The organism is Siculibacillus lacustris (genome assembly GCF_004328075.1).
Classification (GTDB): domain Bacteria; phylum Pseudomonadota; class Alphaproteobacteria; order Rhizobiales; family Ancalomicrobiaceae; genus Siculibacillus; species Siculibacillus lacustris.
Genome location: NZ_SJFN01000020.1, coordinates 19,885 through 40,925, shown reverse-complemented (window position 1 = coordinate 40,925; position 21,041 = coordinate 19,885). Strand labels below are relative to the sequence as shown.

Below are 21,041 nucleotides of genomic sequence, written 5' to 3'. Positions count from 1 at the left end.
GTCCGTCCGGACCATGCTCTAGGATGGCCACCATGACGACCATCCTTCCCAACGGCGCAGAGCCACGCGAGATCCGACCCGGCGACCACGTGTTCCTGGTCGACGGCTCCTCCTATATCTTCCGCGCCTATCACGCGCTGCCGCCGCTGACCCGCAAGTCGGACGGGGTGCCGGTCGGCGCGGTCTCCGGCTTCTGCAACATGCTCTACCGGCTGTTGAAGGAGGCCGAGAAGACCGGCGCCGGGGTGCGCCCGACCCATCTGGCGGTGATCTTCGACGCCTCGGGCACGACCTTCCGCAACCGCCTCTACGACCTCTACAAGGCCCATCGGCCGCCGGCGCCGGAGGATCTGCGGCCGCAGTTCGGGCTGATCCGCGAAGCGACGCGGGCCTTCAACGTCGCCTCGATCGAGCAGCTCGACTACGAGGCCGACGACCTGATCGCCACCTACACCCGACAGGCGCGGGCGCGCGGCGCCGACGTGACCATCGTCGCCTCCGACAAGGACCTGATGCAGCTGATCGAGCCGGGCGTGGTGATGCTCGACACGATGAAGGACAAGCGCATCGGTCCCGACGAAGTGTTCGAGAAGTTCGGGGTGACGCCGGACAAGGTGGTCGACGTCCAGGCGCTGGCCGGCGACCCGGTCGACAACGTGCCGGGCGTGCCGGGCATCGGCATCAAGACCGCGGCGAGCCTGATCGGCGAATACGGCGATCTCGAAACTCTGCTCGCCCGCGCCGGCGAGATCAAACAGCCCAAGCGCCGACAGTCGCTGCTCGATCACGCCGCGGCGGCGCGGATCTCGATGCAGCTGGTGACCCTCGACCGCGACGTGCCGGTCGAGACGCCGATCGAGGATCTGGCAGTGGCGCCGATCGACGGGGTGCGGCTGGTCGGCTTCCTCAAGGCGATGGAATTCGGTTCGCTGACCCGCCGGGTGGCGGAGGCGACCGGGGCGGTGGCCGAGGCGATCGATCCGAGTTTCGTGCCGGTGCGCTTCTGGCCGCCGGAAGCGGGGGATGGGGCGAGCACGGTCGACGGGTCGGGCGCGACCGATGGGTCCAGCCCCCCCTCGCTGTCCCTCCCCCTCACGGGGGGAGGGGACGAAAACGGTGGCGCTGCGGCTCGCGGCGCGGCTTCGGGATCGGGCGATCTCTTCGGCAATGGACTCCTCGGCGGTTCGGGTACGACCGGCGGCGCCCCGGCGTCCCCTCCCCCCGCGAGGGGGAGGGACAGGGAGGGGGGGCTCGGCGTCGCCGACCGCACGGCCGCCGGCCATGCACCCACCGGCGACCCCGTCTCCACCCCCGCGGCGCTGGTCGCGGCGCGGACGGCCGAGGCCTCGGCGCCGATCGACACCTCGGCCTATGAGACCGTCACCACCCTCGACCGGCTCGAAGCCTGGATCGATGCGGCGCGCGAGGCCGGCGTCGTGGCCTTCGACACCGAGACTACCTCGCTCGATCCGCTCCAGGCCGATCTGGTCGGGTTCAGCCTGGCCACCGCGCCGGGCAAGGCCTGTTACGTGCCGCTCGGCCATCGCTCGGGCGGCACCGGCCTGTTCGACGACGGACCATCGCCCGATCAGATCCCGCTTCCCGCGGCACTCGCCCTGCTCGCCCCGTTGCTCGCCGACCCGTCGATCCTCAAGGTCGCGCAGAATCTCAAATACGACGCGGCGGTGATCGCCAATCACGGGCTGACGGTCGAGAATTTCGACGACACCATGCTGATTTCTTATGCGCTCGATGCCGGGCGCGGCGGCCACGGCATGGACGAGCTGTCGAAGACCTGGCTCGGCCACGAGCCGATCGCCTACAAGACGGTGACCGGCACCGGCAAGGCGCAGGTGACCTTCGACCGGGTGCCGATCGACAAGGCGACGCCTTATGCCGCCGAGGATGCCGACGTCACGCTGCGGCTGTGGCGGCGGTTGAAGCCGCGGCTGGCGGCCGAGGGGCTCGCCACCGTCTACGAGACGCTGGAGCGGCCGCTGGTGCCGGTGATCGCCGCCATGGAGCGGCGCGGCATCGCCATCGATCGCCAGATCCTGTCGCGACTGTCGGGCGAGTTCGCGCAAGGCATGGCGCGGCTCGAGGCGGAGATCGTCGAGGCGGCCGGCGAGCCGTTCAACGTCGCCTCGCCGAAGCAGCTCGGCGACATCCTGTTCGGCAAGCTCGGCCTGCCGGCGCCGAAGAAGACCGCGACCGGCGCCTGGGCGACCGGCGCCGACATCCTCGAAGATCTCGCGTCTCAGGGCCACGAGCTGCCGCGCAAGGTGCTCGACTGGCGCCAGCTGTCCAAGCTCAAGTCGACCTATACCGACGCCCTGCCGACCTACGAGAACCCGGTGACCCGCCGGGTCCACACCTCCTTCGCGCTGGCCGCCACCACCACCGGCCGACTGTCGTCGTCGGAGCCCAACGTCCAGAATATTCCCGTCCGCACCGAAGAAGGCCGCAAGATCCGCCGCGCCTTCGTGGCGACGCCGGGCCATCTGCTGCTGTCGGCCGACTACAGCCAGATCGAACTGCGGGTGCTGGCCCATGTCGCCGACGTGCCGGCGCTGGAGCGGGCCTTCGCCGAGGGCGTCGACATCCATGCGATGACCGCGTCCGAGATGTTCGGGGTGCCGATCGCCGGCATGGATCCGATGGTCCGGCGGCGGGCCAAGGCGATCAACTTCGGCATCATCTACGGCATCTCGGCCTTCGGTCTGGCCAATCAGCTCGGCATCGGCCGCGGCGAGGCGGCGGCCTATATCGAGAAGTATTTCGAGCGCTTCCCCGGCATCCGCGACTACATGGAAGCGACCAAGCGCGAATGCCGCGACAAGGGCTATGTGACGACGCTGTTCGGGCGCCGCGCCCATTATCCCGAGATCGCCTCCAAGAACGGCGCGGTGCGGGCCTTCAACGAACGCGCGGCGATCAACGCGCCGATCCAGGGCTCGGCCGCCGACATCATCCGCCGGGCGATGATCCGCATGGACGCGGCACTCGCCGCCGCTCGCCTGTCGGCGCGGATGCTGTTGCAGGTCCACGACGAACTGGTGTTCGAAGTGCCGGAGGGCGAGGTCGCCGCGACCTTGCCGTTGGTCAAGCGAGTGATGGAGACCGCCGCCGAGCCGGCGGTGCGCCTCGACGTGCCGCTGGTCGTCGACGCCCGCGCAGCCGCCAACTGGGACGAAGCGCATTGACCGCGACCGGCCGACCCGAGAGGACCCGATGATGACCGTTTCCGCCCCGACCCTGCTGTTCGCCCCGCCGCCGATCCGAACCGTCGCGGTGGTCGGCACCGAGGCCCGCTTCCCCGTGGCGCGGATCTTCTGCGTCGGCCGCAACTATGTCGAACATGCCAAGGAAATGGGCGCCGAGGTCGATCGGGAGGCACCCTTCTACTTCCTCAAGGACGCCTCGGCGATCGTCGCCTCCGGCTCCGCCCTGCCCTACCCGGCGGGCACCGCCGATTATCATCACGAAATCGAGTTCGTGGTGGCGATCGGCGCCGAGGCTGTGGCGGTCGACGCGAAGGACGCGATGGATGCGGTGTTCGGCTATGCGCTCGGGCTCGACATGACCCGCCGCGATCTCCAGGCGGTCGCCAAGACCAAGGGTCGGCCCTGGGACCTGGCCAAGAATTTCGAGCAATCGGCGGTGATCACGCCGATCGTCCCGGCGGTCGACTTCGGTCGGATCGCCGATCAGCGGATCGAGCTCACGGTCGGCGAGACGGTGCGCCAGATGGGCCGGCTGTCCGACATGGTGTGGTCGGTGCCGGAGCTGATCGCCCATCTGTCGCACTTCTACCGGCTCGGGCCGGGCGATCTGATCTATACCGGCACGCCCTCGGGCGTCGGCGCGGTGCGGGCGGGCGACCGGCTGACCGGCACCGTGCCCGGCCTGCCGACCCTCGAGGTGACGATCGTCCCGGCGATCTGAGGCGGAGCGGCGAGCGCGCACAACGGGCCGCCCGGCGGATCACAGTCCGTCGACGATGACCACGGTGCGTTTGGCCGAGCCTTCGGCGATCGGCAGGATCGCGGCATAATCGGGCGAGTCGTAGAAGGCGTTCGCCTGTTCGAAGGACGGAAAGCGCACGATCACCAGCCGACTCGGGGTCCACAGATCGTCTTCCTTGACCGCCAGCGCGCCGCCGCGGGCGACGTATTCGCCGCCCCATTTCTCGGCCAGCGGCCGGGCCTGGGCCTTGTAGGCCTCGTAGGCGTCGGGATCGGTGAGCAGGGTATCCGCGATCAGGTAGGCCGCCATGGTGTCCTCCGATGGGCTCCGCCTCGACGCGGTCGAGCCTGACAGTCGTCCCGCAGGCGACAACGCCGCCCTCTCAGCGCTTGAACTTGGGGCTGGCGTCGTCCTGATCCTCGGGTGAGCCGCGCCAAGTGTCGCTCCGCCACAGATCGTCGAGGCCCGAGCGCCAAGTCGGGTGGGCGAGGGTGACGCCGAGGCCGCGCAGGCGGGCGTTGGAGACGCGTTTGTTCTCGCTCCAGAAACTGCGGGCCATCGGCGAGAACTCGGCGGTCTCGAAGGGAATCGCCGGCGGCGGCGCGACGCCCATCAACTCCGCGGCGTGCAGGATCGGCAGATCGGGCGGCGACGGCTGGTCGTCGCAGACGTTGAGGATGCCGTCGAAGCGCAGGCGCGCGGCGGCGGCGGCGGCGCGGCCGAGGTCGGCGACGTGGATGCGGTTGAACATCTGGCCGGGCTTGACGATGCGCCGCGCGGTGCCGCGCTCCAGGGCGACGAAGGCGTTGCGGCCGGGGCCGTAGATGCCGGCGAGGCGCAGCAGCGCCACGGGAACGCCGGCGGTGTGGCCGAGCGCTGCCCAAGCGCTTTCGGCGGCGACGCGCCAGCGGGTGCGCTCGGAGGCCGGCGCGGCGGGCGTGGTCTCGTCGACGAGGCCGCCGGCGGCGTCGCCATAGACCCCGACGGTCGACAGATAGCCGATCCATTCGAGGGTTCCGGCCGCAGCGGCGGCGGCCAGCGGGGCAGCGCAGCAGAGGAGGAACGGGTCGCCGTCGGCGCTCGGGCCGGCCGAGACGAGGATGTGCGAGGCCCGGGCGACCGCCGCGGCCAGCGCCGCGTCGGCATCCGGCTCCCCCAACGCGATGACGGCGAGGCCGTTCGCCGCGAGCCGGGCCGCCTTGGCGGGGGCGCGGGCGGTGACGGTCAGGGCGGTGAGGTCGGGGCGGAGCTCGGCGACCGCATGGCGGGCGGAATAGCCGTAGCCGAGGACGAGGAGATCGAGGCGGGATCGAGTCACGGGCGGCCCTCGCTGGACGGAACGACTTCAGGTGCAGCGGCGTTTCCGACCTGATCGCATCACTTCGAAATCCGCTCGACATCGGGGGGAGCGCATTTTCGTGATCCGGCCGACGCCGCCTGATCGACCCTGCTCTAGCCGATGACGGCGGGGTCGACCAGGGGCCGCGCGTTCGCGGGCGGCGACGGCCCGCAATGTGCATGGAAGACGTCGGGATGGTTGCGTCCGAGACCCGGCCGTGCGCGAGTGGAGCGCACGCCGGCCCGGTCGCCCGCGCAGGAGGAACGAGCTTCGATGCTGATCCGCTACGGTTACGAGATGACCTTCGCCTGCCCCGAACCGACGCCGATGATCTGTCAGCTGGACGTCCATCCCAGTCTGGCGATCGCGGTGCGCAAGGAGAGCCCGTTCACCAGCAACCCGCCGATCGCCTCGTCGATCTATGCCGACGTCTTCGGCAATCGCTGCCGGCGCTTCGTCGCCCCGGCCGGTCGGCTGACGATCTCGTGCGGCGGGGTGATCGAGGATTCCGGGCGACCGGATCCGATCACCCCCGACGCCTGGGAACATGCGGTCGCCGACCTGCCCGACGAGAGCCTGATGTATCTGGTCGGCAGCCGCTATTGCGAGACCGACAAGCTCAGCCAGATCGCCTGGGACCTGTTCGGGCAAGTCGCGCCGGGCTGGAGCCGGGTGCAGGCGATCTGCAACTTCGTCAATGCCCAGATCACCTTCGGCTATGCCCATGCGCGCTCGACCCGCACCGCCTTCGAGGCCTATCACGAGCGGATCGGGGTGTGCCGCGACTACGCCCATCTGGCGATCGCCTTCTGCCGCTGCATGAACATCCCGGCGCGTTACGTCAACGGCTACCTCGGCGACATCGGCGTGCCGCGCGACGTCAATCCCGGCGATTTCTCGGCGTGGTGCGAGGTCTATCTCGGCGGCCGCTGGCACACCTTCGACCCCCGCAACAACAAGCCGCGGATCGGCCGCATCCTGATCGCCCGCGGCCGCGACGCCGCCGACATCCCGCTGGTCAACTCGTTCGGGCAACACGTGCTCGAGAATTTCCGGGTGTGGACCGACGAGATCGAGGAGCCGGCCGTCTGACGGCGGCACCGAGCGTGGTCTGCCCCGGCACGCAAAAAGGGCGCCCTCGCGGGCGCCCTTCGCATGTCTCGCAGGGATCGGAGGATCAATCGGCGGGCTTCGCTTCGGCGCGATCGCCCTCTTCCTGCTTGATCTCGAGGCCGGTGGCCTGATCGACGACCTTCATCGACAGGCGGACCTTGCCGCGCTCGTCGAAGCCGAGCAGCTTGACCCACACCTTCTCGCCTTCCTTGACCACGTCGGTCACCTTGGCGACCTTCTTGGGGGCGAGCTGCGAGATGTGGACGAGGCCGTCGCGCGAACCGAAGAAGTTCACGAAGGCGCCGAACTCCATGCACTTGACGACCGTGCCTTCGTAGATCGCGTTGAGCTCGGGCTCGGCGGCGATCGACTTGACCCAGTTGACGGCGGCCTTGATCTTCTTCTGATCGGCCGAGGACACCTTGACGGTGCCGTCGTCCTGGATGTCGACCTTGGCGCCGGTCTTCTCGACGATCTCGCGGATCACCTTCCCGCCCGAACCGATCACTTCCCGGATCTTGTCGGTCGGGATCTTGAACGACTCGATGCGCGGGGCGTGCTCGCCGAGTTCCGGACGGGCCGAAACCAGGGCCTTCGACATTTCGTCGAGGATGTGCAGACGACCGTCGCGGGCCTGGCCGAGGGCGACCTTCATGATCTCCTCGGTGATGCCTTCGATCTTGATGTCCATCTGCAGCGAGGTCACGCCTTCCGAGGTGCCGGCGACCTTGAAGTCCATGTCGCCGAGGTGATCCTCGTCACCGAGAATGTCGGTGAGGACGGCGAAACGCTCGCCTTCCTTGATCAGGCCCATGGCGATACCGGCGGTCGGCTGCTTCAGCGGCACGCCGGCGTCCATCAGGGCGAGCGAGGTGCCGCAGACGGTGGCCATCGAGGACGAGCCGTTGGACTCGGTGATCTCGGACACGACGCGGATGGTGTAGGGGAAGTCGTGCTTGAGCGGCAGCACCGGATGGATGGCACGCCAGGCGAGCTTGCCGTGACCGATCTCGCGACGACCCGGGGAGCCCATGCGGCCGGTCTCACCGACCGAGTAGGGAGGAAAGTTGTAGTGGAGGAGGAAGTTCTCCTTGTAGGTCCCGGCGAGCGCGTCGACGAACTGCTCGTCTTCGCCGGTGCCGAGGGTGGCGACCACCAGGGCCTGGGTTTCGCCGCGGGTGAACAGGGCGGAACCATGGGCGCGGGGCAGCAGGCCGACTTCGGCGACGATCGGGCGGACGGTGACGAGGTCACGGCCGTCGATGCGGCTGCCGGTGTCGAGGATGTTCCAGCGCACGATCTTGGCCTGGACCTCCTTGAACACCGCGGCGACCTTCTCCTTCTCGAAGCGGGCTTCGCCGCCGGCCGGGAACAGGGCGTCCATCACCTTGTGCTTGACCGCGTCGACCGCCTTGTAGCGGTCCTGCTTCTGGGTGATCTTGTAGGCGTCGCGCAGGTCGGCCTCGGCGATCTCCAGGACCGCCGCTTCGACCGCGGAGAGATCCGGGGGCGTGTAGTCGCGCGGCTCCTTGGCGGCCTTCTCGGCGAGCCGGACGATCGCGTCGAGCACCGGCTGGAAGCCGGCGTGACCGAACATCACCGCGCCGAGCATGATCTCTTCGCCGAGTTCCTTGGCTTCCGATTCGACCATCAGCACGGCGTCGTGGGTGCCGGCGACGACCAGATCGAGCTTGGACTCGCTCATCGTGTCGAGCTGCGGGTTGAGGACGTATTCGCCTTCGATGTAGCCGACGCGGGCGGCGCCGACCGGGCCCTTGAAGGGCACGCCGGACAGCGTCAGGGCGGCGGAGGCCGCGACCAGAGCGACGATGTCGGGGTTGTTCTCGAGGTCGTGGCTGAGCACGGTGGCGACCACCTGGGTGTCGCACTTGTAGCCGTCGACGAACAACGGACGCAGCGGACGGTCGATCAGGCGGGAGACCAGGGTCTCGTTCTCGCTCGGACGGCCTTCACGCTTGAAGTAGCCGCCGGGGATCTTGCCGGCCGCGAAGGCCTTTTCCTGATAGTTGACGGTCAGGGGGAAGAAGTCCTGGCCGGGCTTGGGCTCCTTCATGGAGACCACGGTGGCGATGACGGTGGTCTCGCCATAGGTGGCGAGAACGGCGCCGTCGGCCTGACGGGCGATCTTGCCCGTCTCGAGGACCAGCTTGCGGCCGGCCCATTCGATCACTTCGCGATGGATGTCGAACATGTGTCTTCGGTTCCTGCTGCGCATCTTCGGCATCGAGCCGAGGATGCGGGGGAGCCATGGGCAAGACGGCGGGGGGTTCTCGACGCAGTTCGCTGCGCGGCGTGAGCGAGAACCACCGGCGATCCTGCCATGGCCCGTCTACGGTGTGCTCCGGCGGCGACTCATCTTACAGCGCGCTCGGGGCATTCGGCGGACGGCGGCAAACGCCGTCCGGAAGGCCGAACGGCGGCGGCTGGCGCCGCCGCTCGGGAGGTCGATCTCGATCGGGGGTTCGTCGTTTCGACGCGAACCCGCGGCCGCGTCAGCGACGCAGGCCGAGACGCTCGATCAGAGCCTTGTAGCGCGCCTGATCCTTCGACTTCAGATAGTCGAGGAGCGAACGGCGCGACGAGACCATCTTCAGGAGGCCACGGCGGGAATGGTTGTCCTTGGCGTGGGTCTTGAAGTGCTCGGTGAGATTGGAGATCCGCTCGGACAGAACCGCGACCTGGACTTCGGGCGAACCGGTGTCGCCTTCCTTGGTGGCGAATTCCTTGACGAGCTCGAGCTTGCGCTCGGGAGTGATCGACATCGGAGGATCCTTTCGAATGGAGATGACAGAAGGCCCCGCCGGGATGTCGTCCAGCGGGGTCGATGCGGGGTCCTTATGCACGAAACGGCGGCGGATTGCCACAGCAATTCGAGTCCGCCGACCGGGCGGCGAGCCCGCCGCCACGCGATCGCCACGAGGTCGACCGACAGTGGCGCGATGATCGCCGCGCGCTTCGACCTCCGCCGTCTCCTGCGCATCGCGCTCGGCCTGATCGCCGCCGCGGTGGCTTTGCCGTTCGTGCTGCTGGCGGTGTGGACGGTGGTGCCGCCGGTCTCGACGCCGATGATCGCGCGCTGGGTGACGGGCGCGCCGGTGACGCGGATCTGGCGACCGATCGCGGCGATCGACCCGCGGCTCGTCGCCGCGGTGATCGCCTCCGAGGACAATCCGTTCTGCGGCCACCACGGCGTCGACTGGGGCGAGTTGCAGGAGGTGATCGACGACGAGGGCGGACCGAAACGCGGCGCCTCGACGATCACCATGCAACTGGCCAAAAATCTGTTCCTGTGGCCGGGCCGCAGCTTCGTGCGCAAGGCGATCGAGATCCCGCTGGCGCTGGCGATCGACCTCGTGTGGTCGAAGCGGCGGATCCTCGAGGCCTATCTCAACATCGCCGAATGGGGCCCGAACGGCGAATTCGGAATCGAGGCGGGGGCGCGCCGGGCATTGGGCAAGGGTGCGGAGCGGCTCGACGCGGCGGAATCGGCGCTGCTCGCGGTGATGCTGCCCAATCCCCACACCCGCGACGCCCGCCGGCCGACCACCAATCTGCGGCGGGTCGCCGGGATCATCCGCCGCCGTGCGGCGGATGCCCCGGAATTCACCGCCTGCCTGGGGCGGTGAGCGGGGCGCTCACGCCTCGCCGAGCACGAAGACCCGGCGCGGCAGCAGCTCGCCGCGTTCGACCTCGCCGATCGCCACCAGTTCGCCGCCGCAGGTGGCGTAGACCGCCGCCTCGTCGGCGGGAGCGTCGCGGCCGCGCAGGATCACCGACTGGCCGCGACGCAGGCGGGCGGCGGCGTCGCGGTTGACCGGCACTTCGGTGACCTCGGCAAGCCCGGATTCGATCGGCCGGATCAGCCGACGCGCTTCACCGAGATCGGCCTCGACCGCCGCCTCGAGATCGGGCAACAGCACCATGTCGGTCTCTTCGAAGGGCCCGACCATCACCCGGCGCAAGGCCACGACATGGCCGCAGGAGCCGAGCCGCAGCCCCATGTCGCGGGCCAGCGCCCGCACATAGGTGCCCTTGCCGCATTCGCACTCGAACACCGCGGTGTCGGCATCGGGGACGTCGACCAGGGCGAGGTCGTGGATCTCGATCGGCCGCGCCTCGAGCTCGACCGCCTCGCCGTCGCGGGCGAGGTCGTAGGCGCGCTCGCCGTCGATCTTGATCGCCGAGAACTGGGGCGGCACCTGGAGGATCTCACCGATGTATTCGGGCAGCACCGCCTCGATCTCGGCGCGCGACGGGCGGACGTCGGAGCGGGCGACGATCCCGCCCTCGGCGTCGTCGGTGGCGGTCTGGAGACCCCAGCGGACGGTGAAGCGATAGATCTTGGTGCCGTCCATGACGAAGGAGACGGTCTTGGTGGCTTCGCCGAAGGCGATCGGCAGGAGGCCCGAGGCGAGCGGATCGAGGGTGCCGGCGTGGCCGCACTTGTTGGCATGGAACAGACGCTTGAGGCGCGACACGGCCTGGGTCGAGGTCAGGCCGACCGGCTTGTCGAGCACGATCCAGCCGTGGACGTCGTCGAATTTCTTCCTGCGGGCCATTCCGGGTCTGCCTTCGTGATGCGTTTCGGTGTCGAGGGGTTCGGCGGGTCCCGCCGCCCCTCCCTGTCCCTCCCCCTCCAGGGGGGAGGGGACGAGGTGGCGGGGACGTTCGGGACTTTCGCCCGGAGATCGCGGTGGGGCGGCGGGTTGACGGCGGCGGCGTGCCGCGATCGGGGGCCTCGCGATCGTCGTTCCCTCCCCCCTGGAGGGGGAGGGACAGGGAGGGGGGGTGCGGCCCCGCCTCCCTCGCATGCGGTTCAGTCCTCCGTCGCGTCCGGATCCTTGCCGAGGTCCTGGGCGACCACCGGGCTGCGCAGGGTACGGGTGATGCGCATGTCGTCGTCGTAGCGGGTGTCGAGACGGAAGCGCAGGTCGGGGGCGAACTTGAGGTTGACCTTGCGGGCGATCTGGCCGCGCAGCCATTTGCGCGAGCGCTCCAGCCCGGTCATCACCTTGTCGGCGTCGCGGCCGCCGAGCGGCATGACCAGGGCGGTCGCCACCTTGAGGTCGGGCGACATGCGCACTTCCGGCACGGTGATGATGGTGCCGTCGAGGTCGGGATCGGCGATGCGGCCCTGGGCGAGGATCTCGGCCAGGGCGTGGCGGACGATCTCGCCGACGCGCAGCTGGCGCTGGGACGGGCCGTGGTCTTCAGGAGCGTTCATGGGAAGCCTCCTCGGGCAGATGGGCGACGACGAAGGCGCGGAAGGCCTCGAATGCGGCGGCATCGGCGAAGGCGCGACGCGGCACCGGCAGGCCCTCGCGACCGCCGGTGGCGATCACCAGATGGGTCGGAGTCTCGATCAGCCTGAAGACCGCGGCCCAGGGAAAGCGCCAATCGAAATCGGGAGCGACGACATGGACGTCGGTCTCTTCCGCGTCGACCACCAGGAGCTTGTCGGCGAGCGGCAGACGGGCGAAGCCGGCGGCGGCGTTGAAGCCGATCAACCGATGGCGGAAGAGCAGGGCCACCGCGAAGAGGGCGATGATCCCGTAGAACGGATACCAGTCGGCCCCGCCGGCGAGCGCCGAAGCGAGCAGGGTTCCGCCGTCCGGCGCCGAGAGGAAGGCCAGCACCATCGCCACCAGGCTCGCCATGGCGACCACCGTGGCGATGCGGAAGGCCAACGGGCGACGCGCGACGGCGGTCGACAAGGCGACCCAGTCCGTCCGCGCCATGCGGAATTCGAAAGTCTGAGACATGGAACACCCTGCGTCAGGGATCGGACCCGATCGAGACAGGTGGAAACGAACGGGCGGCACCCGCAAGCGCCGCCCGAAACCCGAAGGCGAGGACCTCAGAGCGTGCGGGCGATTTCCTCGACCCGGTAGCACTCGATGACGTCGCCGGCGCGCATGTCCTGGTAGTTCTCGAAGGCCATGCCGCATTCCTGACCGGCCGGGACTTCCTTGGCGTCGTCCTTGAAGCGCTTGAGCTGGCTCAGCTTGCCTTCGTGGATGACGACGTTGTCGCGGATCAGGCGGACCGAGGCGCCGCGTTCGACGGTGCCGTCGGTGATCAGACAGCCGGCGACCTTGCCGACCTTGGAGACCGCGAAGATCTCCAGGATGCGGGCGTTGCCGAGCATGGTCTCGCGGATCTCCGGCGTGAGCATGCCGCTCATCGCCTTCTTCACGTCGTCGACCAGATCGTAGATGATGTTGTAGTAGCGGATCTCGACGCCCTCGCGCTCGGAGGCCTCGCGGGCCTCCTTCGACGCGCGGACGTTGAAGCCGATGATCGCGGCGTTCGAGGCGGAGGCCAGCGACACGTCGGATTCGGTGATGCCACCGACGCCGCCGTGGATGATGCGGGCGCGGACCTCGTCGTTGCCGAGCTTCTCGAGCGCGCCGACGATCGCTTCGAGCGAGCCCTGGACGTCGCCCTTGACGACCAGAACGAACTCCTTGCGGCCGGATTCCTTGAGCTGGCTCATCATCTCGGCGAGCGAGCCGCGCGCCGCGGATCCGCGGGCCTGGGCCTTCTCGCGCTTGACGCGCAGACGGTAGTCGGCGACTTCGCGGGCGCGAGCCTCGTTCTCGACCACCGCGAAGCGGTCGCCGGCCTCGGGGGTCTCCTGGAAGCCGAGCACTTCGACCGGGGTCGAGGGGCCGGCGTCGCGGACCGCGTCGCCGCTCTCGGTGAGCAGCGCGCGGACACGACCCCAGGCACCGCCGGCGACCAGGATGTCGCCGACCTTGAGGGTTCCGCGCTGGACCAGCACGGTGGCGACCGGGCCGCGGCCCTTGTCGAGCTTGCCTTCGATCACCGTGCCTTCGGCCGGACGGGTCGGGTTGGCCTTGAGTTCGAGCACTTCCGACTGCAGCAGCACGGCCTCGAGCAGCTTGTCGAGGTTGAGCCGCTGCTTGGCCGAAACCTCGACCTCGAGCGTGTCGCCGCCCATCGATTCCACCACGATCTCGTGCTGGAGCAGGGCGGTGCGGACGCGCTGCGGATCGGCGTCCGGCTTGTCGATCTTGTTGATCGCCACGATGATCGGCACGCCCGCGGCGCGGGTGTGGTTGATCGCCTCGACGGTGGTCGGCATGACGCCGTCGTCGGCGGCGACCACCAGGATGACGATGTCGGTGGCCTTGGCGCCGCGCGACCGCATCGCCGTGAAGGCTTCGTGGCCGGGGGTGTCGATGAAGGTGATCTTCTGACCCTTGCTCTCGACCTGATAGGCGCCGATGTGCTGGGTGATGCCGCCGGCTTCGCCGGCCGCCACCTTGGTCGAGCGGATCGCGTCGAGCAGCGAGGTCTTGCCGTGGTCGACGTGGCCCATGATGGTCACCACCGGCGGCCGCGAGACGAGATCGCCGTCTTCGTCGCCGATCCGGAACAGACCCTCTTCGACGTCCGATTCGGCGACGCGCTTGACCGTATGCCCGAGTTCCTCGGCGATCAGCTGGGCCATGTCGGCGTCGATGGTGTCGTTGATCTTGAGCATCTGCCCCTGTTTCATCAGGAGCTTGATGACGTCGACGCCCCGCTCGGCCATCCGGTTGGAGAGTTCCTGGATGGTGATGGTCTCGGGCAGGATGACCTCGCGGGAGATCTTCTCGCGCGGTTCGAAGGTCTGCATGCGGCGCTGCTGGCGCTGGACGCGGCGACGGAAGGCGGCGACCGAGCGGCCGCGGCCGTCGTTCTCTTCTTCTTCGGTCTGGGCGTTGACGACGGTCAGCTTGCCACGCGGCTTTTCGTCGCCCTTCGGGCGGACGGGCTTGGGCACGGCCGGGACCGGCAGCTTGCGCGCGGTCGGGGTGGCGCCGGGACGGGCGGCGCCACGGCGCGGCGCGTCGTCGTCGTCTTCCTCGACGTCGCGGGCGGGACGGGCGACCACGGGACCGGCGACCGCCGGGCGATCGACGGCGGCGATCGCCTTGGCGGCGGCGGCCTCGGCGGGCGTCTGATCGGTCTCGATGAAGGGTTCGGTGTCGCCGGCGGCCTTGCGGCGCTCTTCTTCGGCGATGCGCCGGGCGGTGGCCTCGGCGGCGATGCGCAGGTTCTCGGCCTCGCGCTCGATGCGCAGGCGTTCGTCCTCGATGGCGCGCAGGCGAGCTTCTTCTTCGCGACGCTTCTTGTCCTCGACCTCGCGGATGCGGGCCTCGGCCAGCGCCTTCTCACGCGCGGCGCGTTCGCCGGCCGAGAGGGTCTGGAGGATCGCGCCGGTGCGCTGCGGCGCCGAGGAGCGCTGCTGCTGCTGCGGCGGCTGGGCCACCGGGCGGCGCTGCTCTTCGGCCCGCGGACGGACTTCGACGCGCGGGGCGGCGACCGGCACCGGCGCGGCGGCCGGAGCGGCGGCGACGGCAGCCGTCGTCGGCGCGGGCGCGGCCTCGACCGGCTTGGGGGCGATCGCCGCGGGCGGCTCGACCTCGCCGGGCTTCAGCACCCGCTTCTTCTTCGTCTCGACGAGCACGGCCTTCGACCGGCCATGACTGAAGCTCTGCCGAACCACATTCGTGTCGGTCTTGGGCTTCAGCGTCAGCGTCTTCTTGACGTCGACGTGGAGGGTCTTCTCGCCGGGGCTCTTCGTATCGTTCATGTGCCTGTCATTCCTGCGGCGTGGTGCCGCGCGTCGCTTGATGGCCGTTCGGTTCCGCCGCCTCGATGCCGCGGTACCGTCCGAGCGCGAGTGCGCGCTCGAGGAAACTGTCGCTCGCCCGGCCAGCAAGCAGCGCAGCATGTATCACATTCGACCGACCCAATGCCAAATCCAATTGGGCTCCGGTGAAGATTCGGACGACCGGGCATCCGACCCCTTCACCGAAGCGGCGCCGGAGCGCCGCAGTCATCTTCGAGACCCCGTCGGCGCCGGCTTCCGCCGCGTGGACCAGGGCGGCCAGCGGCTCGCGTGCCACCGCCGAATCGACCTTGGCGAAACCGGTGACCACCAGTCCCGCCTTGCGCGCCAGCCCGAGAGAGCCGAGCGCCCGCTCGCACAACAGGCGATCGACCAGGGCACCGAGCCCGGGATCGACCGTCACGCCCGTGCGCAAGCCGCGGGCGAAGAGCTTCTTGGCGACGGCCTTGTCGACCGCGGCCCGGGTGGCCTCGACCCAGACGCCGCGACCGGGAAGGTCGCGTTTCAGATCGAGCACCACGCTGCCGTCGGGCGCGTGGACGAAGCGCAACAGCGCCTCGATCGGCATCGCCTCACGGGTGACGATCGAGGTGCGGATGACGTCCGCCTTGCGCGGCGGGCGTTCATCGAATTCGACCGGCCCGTCGTCGTCGACCGACGTCGGGTCGGCCGCGTCGTCGTCAGAGTTCGGCACTCGCCGCCTCGCCTTCCTCGACCGTCTCGGTCGGCTCCGGGAGCGCGGTGATCCAGCCGGCGGCGAGACGCGCCGCCATGATGATCGCCTCGGCTTCGGCGCGCGACAGTTCAATTCCGAGCAAGATGCCGGCGTGCTTTTCGACTTCGCCGTTCTTGCGTTCGTTCCAGCCGACCAGATCGTCGGTGGCGCAGCCGGCGAGATCCTCGATGGTCTTGATGCCGTCCTTGCCGAGCGCCACCATCATCGCGGTGGTGACGCCGGGGACCTGACGCAGCTCGTCGGCGACGCCGAGTTCGCGGCGTTCGGCGTCCTGGGCGGCCTCGATCGCGCCGAGATAGGCGTTGGCGCGGGACTGGATCTCTTCCGCGGTCTCTTCGTCGAAGCCCTCGATGCGGGCGATCTCGTCGACGCCGACATAGGCCAGTTCGTCGACCGAGCCGAAGCCTTCGGTGGCGAGCAGCTGGGCGACCACCTCGTCGACGTCGAGGGCGGCCATGAACAGCTGGGTGCGCTCGTGGAATTCCTTCTGACGGCGCTCCGATTCCTCGGCTTCCGTCATGATGTCGATGTCCCAGCCGGTGAGCTGGGAGGCGAGCCGGACGTTCTGGCCGCGCCGGCCGATGGCGAGGCTCAGCTGATCGTCGGGCACCACCACTTCGATGCGGCCGGCGTCCTCGTCGAGCACGACCTTGGCGACTTCGGCCGGCTGCAGGGCGTTGACGATGAAGGTGGCGGCGTCGTTCGACCAGGGGATGATGTCGATCTTCTCGCCCTGGAGCTCCTGCACCACCGCCTGGACGCGCGAGCCGCGCATACCGACGCAGGCGCCGACCGGATCGATCGAGCTGTCGCGGGAGATCACGGCGATCTTGGCGCGCGAGCCCGGATCACGGGCGACCGACTTGACCTCGATGATGCCGTCGTAGATCTCCGGCACTTCCTGGGCGAACAGCTTGGCCATGAACTGCGGATGGGTGCGCGACAGGAAGATCTGCGGCCCGCGCTGTTCGCGGCGGACGTCGTAGACATAGGCGCGGACGCGGTCGGCGTTGCGGAAGGCCTCGCGCGGGATCAACTCGTCGCGGCGGATGATCGCCTCGCCACGGCCGAGATCGACGATGACGTTGCCGTATTCGATGCGCTTGACCGAGCCGTTGACGATCTCGCCGATGCGGTCGTGGAACTCGTCGTACTGGCGATCGCGCTCGGCTTCGCGGACCTTCTGGACGATCACCTGCTTGGCCGACTGGGCGGCGATGCGGCCGAAGTCCATCGGCGGCAGCGGTTCGGCGATGAAGTCGCCGACCGCGGCGTCGGGGTTCTTGAGGCGGGCGTCGGCCAGCGGGATCTGGGTCGCCGGGCTCTCGAAGTCCTCGACCACCTGGAGCAGGCGCTGCAGCTTGATCTCGCCGGTGCGCGGGTTGATCTCCGCACGCACTTCGGTCTCGGATCCGTAGCGCGAGCGGGCCGCCTTCTGGATGGCATCCTCCATCGCCGCGAGCACGATCTTGCGATCGATCACCTTCTCGCGGGCGACCGCATCGGCGATCTGGAGGAGTTCCAGTCTGTTGGCGCTGACTGCCATGGTCTTCTCCCTCGAGGACACCGGTCGACTTCGGACCGGGCTCGTGATGTCGTTGTCAGTGGACCGGCGGTTCGGCGACCCCGTCGTCGTCGGGTTCGTCGTCGCGGAGAGCCGCCTTGGCCGCCCGCAGCGATGCGGCGATGAGATCGTCGGTGAGCACCAGCCGCGCTTCGGCGAGCGCATCGAGAGCCAACCACACCGACTCCGAAGTGCCTTCGGCGACGTCCTCGAGGCGGACGCCGAAGGTGTCGTCCTTCAGCCCCAGGAGATGGCCGCGGAAACGTTTGCGACCGTCGTGGCCGTCATTGCCGCCTTCGTGGCCGCGGGCGAGTTCGATCTTGGCGACATGGCCGGCCCAACGTTCGAAGTCGGAGCGGCGCACCAGCGGCCGATCGATGCCGGGCGACGACACTTCCAGGAAATAGGCGCGATCGACCGGATCCTCGGCGTCGATCACCGGGGCGACGTTGCGGCTGATCGCCTCGCAGTCGTCGACACCGATGGTGCCGTCGGGCCGCTCGGCCATGATCTGAACGGTGAAGCCGTTGCGCCCCGAGGTCTTGACGCGCACCAGACGGAATCCGAGATCTTCGATCACCGGCTCGGCGAGCGCGGCGATACGGGCGTCGAGACCGGATTCGGTGACCAGGCGGGGTTCGTGGCGCGTCGGCAGTTGCGTCGTCCTCATGGTGGCGACGACCGGCGAGACCGGCGTCGACCTTCGGTGGTGAACATCGTCCGACCCGTCTCCGATGGGCAGATTTTCCAACGACTAAAGAGCGGGTCCCGGGGGGGCCCACCCTCACTTCGCTCGTCGGAGCGGACTGAGATGTTCGTGCTCGGAGCGCAATATAGTCGGATCGCCTCGCAACGCAAGATGCCCCGCGGCGATTTCACTCACAGGCGTCGGGCGATCACGTAGGCCGGGGTGCGGCCTTCGCGCAGCGCCTTCTCCTCGTAGCGGGTGCCCGGCCAGCCGTCCCAGGGCCGGCGCCAGTCGTCGGCGGTCCGCGCGGTCCAGGCGAAGGCGGGGTGATCGAGCAGTCGGCGCAAGGTCCAGTCGACGTAAGGCGCCCAGTCGCTGGCGAAGCGGAATTCGCCGCCCGGGCGCAACACGCGGGCGATGCGGTCGAGGTTGACGGGTGAGACGAAGCGGCGTTTCCAGTGGCGCTTCTTCGGCCAGGGGTCGGGATAGAGGAGATAGAAGCGGCCGATCGAGGCCTCCGGCAGCCAATCGAGCAATTCCACCGAATCGGCGGGGTGCAGGCGTACCCGCTCGGCGAGCGGGCTGCCGTCGAGGCGGGCGAGGGCCTTGGCCATGCCGTTGACGAAGGGCTCGGCGCCGATCAGGCCGAGCGTCGGTCGGGCCGCCGCCAGCGCCAGCAGGTGTTCGCCACCGCCGAAGCCGCTCTCCACCCAGACGTCGTCGACGGCGACCGGGAACAGGCGGCGCGGATCGGCGGGCGGCTGCGTCAGGTCGACGGTCAGCGCCGGCAGCACGGTGTCGATCAGGCCGCGTTGGCCGAGGCGCAGGGCCTTGCCGTGGCGACGGCCCCAGAAGGCACCGGTGCGTTCGACGATCGCCTCGTCGTCCGGCACGCCGGGATCGATCTCGGCCACGAACTTCTCCTTCGATGCGAAAACGCACGCGGGAGGCCCGCGTGCGTCTCGGTTTCGGATGGGACGGCCGGGCTCAGGCGCCGACGGCGGTCTTCAGGGCGTCGACGAGATCGAGCTTCTCCCAGGAGAAGCCGCCCTCGGCGTCGGGGATGCGGCCGAAGTGGCCGTAGGCCGAGGTGCGGGCGTAGATCGGCCGGTTGAGCTGGAGGTGCTCGCGGATGCCGCGCGGGGACAGCCGCATGACCTCGCGCAGGGCGACCTCGAGCTTGCCTTCCTCGACCTTGCCGGTGCCGTGCAGATTGACGTAGACGGCGAGCGGGTCGGAGACGCCGATGGCATAGGCCAGCTGGATGGTGGCGCGATCGGCGAGGCCGGCGGCGACCACGTTCTTGGCGAGGTAGCGCGCGGCATAGGCGGCCGAGCGGTCGACCTTGGTCGGGTCCTTGCCGGAGAAGGCGCCACCGCCGTGCGGCGCGGCACCGCCGTAGGTGTCGACGATGATCTTGCGGCCGGTCAGGCCGGCGTCGCCGTCGGGGCCGCCGATCACGAACTTGCCGGTCGGATTGACGTGCCACACGGTCGACTCGTCGACCCAGCCGGCGGGCAGGGCGGCGACGATGTAGGGCTCGACGATCTTGCGCACGTCGGCCGAGGACAGGCCGTCGGCGTGCTGGGTCGACAGCACGATCTGGGCGGCGCGCTTCGCCACGCCGTTCTCGTAGGCGACCGTCACCTGGCTCTTGGCGTCGGGGCCGAGCAGCGGTTCGCGGCCGGATTTGCGCGCCTGGGCGAGGTCGTAGAGGATCTTGTGGGCGTAGTAGATCGGCGCCGGCATCAGTTCCGGCGTCTCGCGGCAGGCGTAACCGAACATGATGCCCTGGTCGCCGGCGCCCTCGTCCTTGTTGCCGCTGGCATCGACGCCGGCGGCGATGTCGACCGACTGGGCGTGGAGATGGACGGCGATGTCGGCGGTGTCCCAGTGGAACCCGTCCTGCTCGTAGCCGATGTCCCGGATCGCCAGCCGCGCCAGATGGCACAGCAGATCCTTGGTGATCGCGGCCGGGCCGCGGGTCTCGCCGGCGATCACCACCCGGTTGGTGGTGGCGAGCGTTTCGGCGGCGACGCGCAGATGGGCCGGATCCCAGCCGAGTTCCGGTCCGAGGCGGAAGAATGCGTCGACGATCTCGTCGGAGATGCGGTCGCAGACCTTGTCGGGATGACCTTCGGAGACGGACTCACTGGTGAATAGATGGCTCGAACGAGACACGTTCATCCTTCCCTTTGGGAATTGCCCGCAACTTCAGGGGAATAGTGTCTCGAAGCGCCGGGCTCGGTTCTGGACGACCGGCCGAGCGGCGCGGACGCGTGCTTCGGCGGCGATCGACGACCGCTCCGAGCGTGGGTTTCTATACCAATGGAGGCGCAAACCGGTCAAGCACGGGCATTTCTCCCGGCCCGGCCCGCGCGAGACGCGAATGCTCGGACCGGAAGCGCAGAGAGAACGTCGCTGCGCTTCCGGTCCGAAAGATCAGGCTTCGTCCTCTTCGCCGGCCATGGCCTTGACGAGTTCGACGACCTTGCGACGCTGCTTGGGGTCCTTGATCCGAATGAACGCCTTGTTCAGCGACAACCCTTCCGAGCTCGACAGGAAGTCCACGACGTAGGAGGCCGACTGCGGCTCGTCGAAGCCCTGTTCGCCGGCGACCGGCGTCAGACCGGGCGCGTCCTCGAAGAAGAAGGCCACCGGCACGCTCAACACCCGGGCGATCGCCTGGACGCGGCTGGCGCCGATCCGATTGGTGCCCTTCTCGTACTTCTGAATCTGTTGAAACGTGATGCCGAGGTGCTCTCCGAGCTTCTCTTGGCTCATGCCCAACATCATGCGACGCAGTCTGACGCGGCTTCCGACGTGTATATCGATAGGATTGGGGGATTTTTTGCTGGCCATATTCTTGCCTTCGTTTGTTATTCTGTAGTGCTCTTCTCCGGACCGAGGACTGGAAGTTGGGGATACCATTCCGGCCGTTTCGAGCGGTGAACTTATTCGGGTCAACCG

At 68.9% G+C, this 21,041-nt stretch carries 18 protein-coding genes; 4 read left to right on the top strand and 14 right to left on the bottom strand.

Features of this window, described 5'->3' with window-relative positions; all coding sequences use genetic code 11:
* Positions 1-32 precede the first annotated feature (32 nt).
* A complete protein-coding gene (gene polA, locus EYW49_RS13920; protein ID WP_131310189.1) occupies positions 33-3,203 on the top strand; it encodes a DNA polymerase I in 3,171 nt (1,056 codons plus the stop codon).
* Positions 3,204-3,234: 31 nt separating this feature from the next.
* Positions 3,235-3,945, top strand: coding sequence for a fumarylacetoacetate hydrolase family protein (locus EYW49_RS13915; protein WP_131310188.1), 711 nt, complete (start codon positions 3,235-3,237; stop codon positions 3,943-3,945).
* A 39-nt stretch (positions 3,946-3,984) separates the two neighbouring features.
* On the opposite strand, the gene EYW49_RS13910 is transcribed toward EYW49_RS13915, so the two are convergent.
* Positions 3,985-4,275, bottom strand: coding sequence for a DUF1330 domain-containing protein (locus tag EYW49_RS13910; RefSeq protein ID WP_131310187.1), 291 nt, complete (start codon positions 4,273-4,275; stop codon positions 3,985-3,987).
* A 73-nt stretch (positions 4,276-4,348) separates the two neighbouring features.
* Positions 4,349-5,284 (bottom strand): NAD-dependent epimerase/dehydratase family protein, encoded by a 936-nt coding sequence (locus tag EYW49_RS13905; RefSeq protein WP_131310186.1) that lies wholly within the window; start codon positions 5,282-5,284, stop codon positions 4,349-4,351.
* A gap of 294 nt (positions 5,285-5,578) precedes the next feature.
* On the opposite strand from EYW49_RS13905, the gene EYW49_RS13900 reads away from it, so the two are divergent.
* Entirely contained in the window at positions 5,579-6,397 is an 819-nt protein-coding gene (locus EYW49_RS13900; RefSeq protein WP_131310185.1) for a transglutaminase-like domain-containing protein, read from the top strand.
* 85 nt (positions 6,398-6,482) lie between these two features.
* On the opposite strand, the gene pnp is transcribed toward EYW49_RS13900, so the two are convergent.
* Positions 6,483-8,630: a polyribonucleotide nucleotidyltransferase gene (pnp, locus tag EYW49_RS13895; RefSeq protein ID WP_131310184.1), complete on the bottom strand. Its 2,148-nt coding sequence runs from the start codon at positions 8,628-8,630 to the stop codon at positions 6,483-6,485.
* Positions 8,631-8,931: 301 nt separating this feature from the next.
* On the bottom strand, positions 8,932-9,201 hold the full coding sequence (gene rpsO / locus EYW49_RS13890) for a 30S ribosomal protein S15 (RefSeq protein WP_131310183.1): 270 nt from the start codon (positions 9,199-9,201) through the stop codon (positions 8,932-8,934).
* A gap of 177 nt (positions 9,202-9,378) precedes the next feature.
* Between rpsO and EYW49_RS13885 the strand changes: the two genes are divergently transcribed.
* On the top strand, positions 9,379-10,065 hold the full coding sequence (locus EYW49_RS13885; protein ID WP_131310182.1) for a transglycosylase domain-containing protein: 687 nt from the start codon (positions 9,379-9,381) through the stop codon (positions 10,063-10,065).
* A gap of 9 nt (positions 10,066-10,074) precedes the next feature.
* Here the strand turns inward: EYW49_RS13885 and truB are convergent, their stop codons facing one another.
* From truB to EYW49_RS13835, 10 genes are all read right to left on the bottom strand, one after another.
* Positions 10,075-10,998 carry a tRNA pseudouridine(55) synthase TruB gene (gene truB, locus EYW49_RS13880; protein ID WP_131310181.1) on the bottom strand — a complete coding sequence of 308 codons (924 nt, stop codon included), beginning with the start codon at positions 10,996-10,998 and terminating at the stop codon, positions 10,075-10,077.
* Positions 10,999-11,255: 257 nt separating this feature from the next.
* Positions 11,256-11,726: a 30S ribosome-binding factor RbfA gene (rbfA, locus tag EYW49_RS13875; protein WP_131310180.1), complete on the bottom strand. Its 471-nt coding sequence runs from the start codon at positions 11,724-11,726 to the stop codon at positions 11,256-11,258.
* Entirely contained in the window at positions 11,650-12,201 is a 552-nt protein-coding gene (locus tag EYW49_RS13870; RefSeq protein ID WP_165498255.1) for a YcxB family protein, read from the bottom strand. Before EYW49_RS13870 ends, rbfA begins: the two co-directional genes overlap by 77 nt.
* A 95-nt stretch (positions 12,202-12,296) precedes the next feature.
* Positions 12,297-15,044, bottom strand: a complete 2,748-nt coding sequence (gene infB / locus EYW49_RS13865; RefSeq protein ID WP_131310178.1) for a translation initiation factor IF-2 — start codon at positions 15,042-15,044, stop codon at positions 12,297-12,299.
* A gap of 7 nt (positions 15,045-15,051) precedes the next feature.
* The gene (locus EYW49_RS13860) at positions 15,052-15,777 is read right to left on the bottom strand and encodes an RNA-binding protein (RefSeq protein WP_228259610.1); all 726 of its coding nucleotides are present in this window, start codon (positions 15,775-15,777) and stop codon (positions 15,052-15,054) included.
* Positions 15,764-17,365: a transcription termination factor NusA gene (gene nusA, locus EYW49_RS13855; RefSeq protein WP_131310177.1), complete on the bottom strand. Its 1,602-nt coding sequence runs from the start codon at positions 17,363-17,365 to the stop codon at positions 15,764-15,766. Before nusA ends, EYW49_RS13860 begins: the two co-directional genes overlap by 14 nt.
* Positions 17,366-17,420: 55 nt before the next feature.
* Positions 17,421-18,053, bottom strand: coding sequence for a ribosome maturation factor RimP (rimP, locus tag EYW49_RS13850; RefSeq protein WP_131310176.1), 633 nt, complete (start codon positions 18,051-18,053; stop codon positions 17,421-17,423).
* 209 nt (positions 18,054-18,262) lie between these two features.
* A complete protein-coding gene (trmB, locus tag EYW49_RS13845) occupies positions 18,263-18,985 on the bottom strand; it encodes a tRNA (guanine(46)-N(7))-methyltransferase TrmB (protein WP_323052993.1) in 723 nt (240 codons plus the stop codon).
* A gap of 73 nt (positions 18,986-19,058) precedes the next feature.
* Complete coding sequence (metK, locus tag EYW49_RS13840; protein ID WP_131310236.1) at positions 19,059-20,252, bottom strand: methionine adenosyltransferase; 1,194 nt, start codon at positions 20,250-20,252, stop codon at positions 19,059-19,061.
* Between the two features lie 261 nt (positions 20,253-20,513).
* Positions 20,514-20,933 carry a helix-turn-helix domain-containing protein gene (locus EYW49_RS13835; RefSeq protein WP_131310175.1) on the bottom strand — a complete coding sequence of 140 codons (420 nt, stop codon included), beginning with the start codon at positions 20,931-20,933 and terminating at the stop codon, positions 20,514-20,516.
* Positions 20,934-21,041 lie beyond the last annotated feature (108 nt).

Excerpts from the sequence above, each read along its gene's own strand:
- EYW49_RS13915 (WP_131310188.1), top strand. The coding sequence starts at position 3,235 with ATGACCGTTTCCGCCCCGACCCTGCTGTTCGCCCCGCCGCCGATCCGA.
- pnp (WP_131310184.1), bottom strand. The coding sequence starts at position 8,630 with ATGTTCGACATCCATCGCGAAGTGATCGAATGGGCCGGCCGCAAGCTG.
- EYW49_RS13885 (WP_131310182.1), top strand. The coding sequence starts at position 9,379 with ATGATCGCCGCGCGCTTCGACCTCCGCCGTCTCCTGCGCATCGCGCTC.
- EYW49_RS13900 (WP_131310185.1), top strand. The coding sequence starts at position 5,579 with ATGCTGATCCGCTACGGTTACGAGATGACCTTCGCCTGCCCCGAACCG.
- EYW49_RS13835 (WP_131310175.1), bottom strand. The coding sequence starts at position 20,933 with ATGGCCAGCAAAAAATCCCCCAATCCTATCGATATACACGTCGGAAGC.
- rbfA (WP_131310180.1), bottom strand. The coding sequence starts at position 11,726 with ATGCCGCCGCATTCGAGGCCTTCCGCGCCTTCGTCGTCGCCCATCTGC.
- EYW49_RS13910 (WP_131310187.1), bottom strand. The coding sequence starts at position 4,275 with ATGGCGGCCTACCTGATCGCGGATACCCTGCTCACCGATCCCGACGCC.
- EYW49_RS13870 (WP_165498255.1), bottom strand. The coding sequence starts at position 12,201 with ATGTCTCAGACTTTCGAATTCCGCATGGCGCGGACGGACTGGGTCGCC.
- nusA (WP_131310177.1), bottom strand. The coding sequence starts at position 17,365 with ATGGCAGTCAGCGCCAACAGACTGGAACTCCTCCAGATCGCCGATGCG.
- infB (WP_131310178.1), bottom strand. The coding sequence starts at position 15,044 with ATGAACGATACGAAGAGCCCCGGCGAGAAGACCCTCCACGTCGACGTC.
- rpsO (WP_131310183.1), bottom strand. The coding sequence starts at position 9,201 with ATGTCGATCACTCCCGAGCGCAAGCTCGAGCTCGTCAAGGAATTCGCC.
- polA (WP_131310189.1), top strand. The coding sequence starts at position 33 with ATGACGACCATCCTTCCCAACGGCGCAGAGCCACGCGAGATCCGACCC.
- truB (WP_131310181.1), bottom strand. The coding sequence starts at position 10,998 with ATGGCCCGCAGGAAGAAATTCGACGACGTCCACGGCTGGATCGTGCTC.
- rimP (WP_131310176.1), bottom strand. The coding sequence starts at position 18,053 with ATGAGGACGACGCAACTGCCGACGCGCCACGAACCCCGCCTGGTCACC.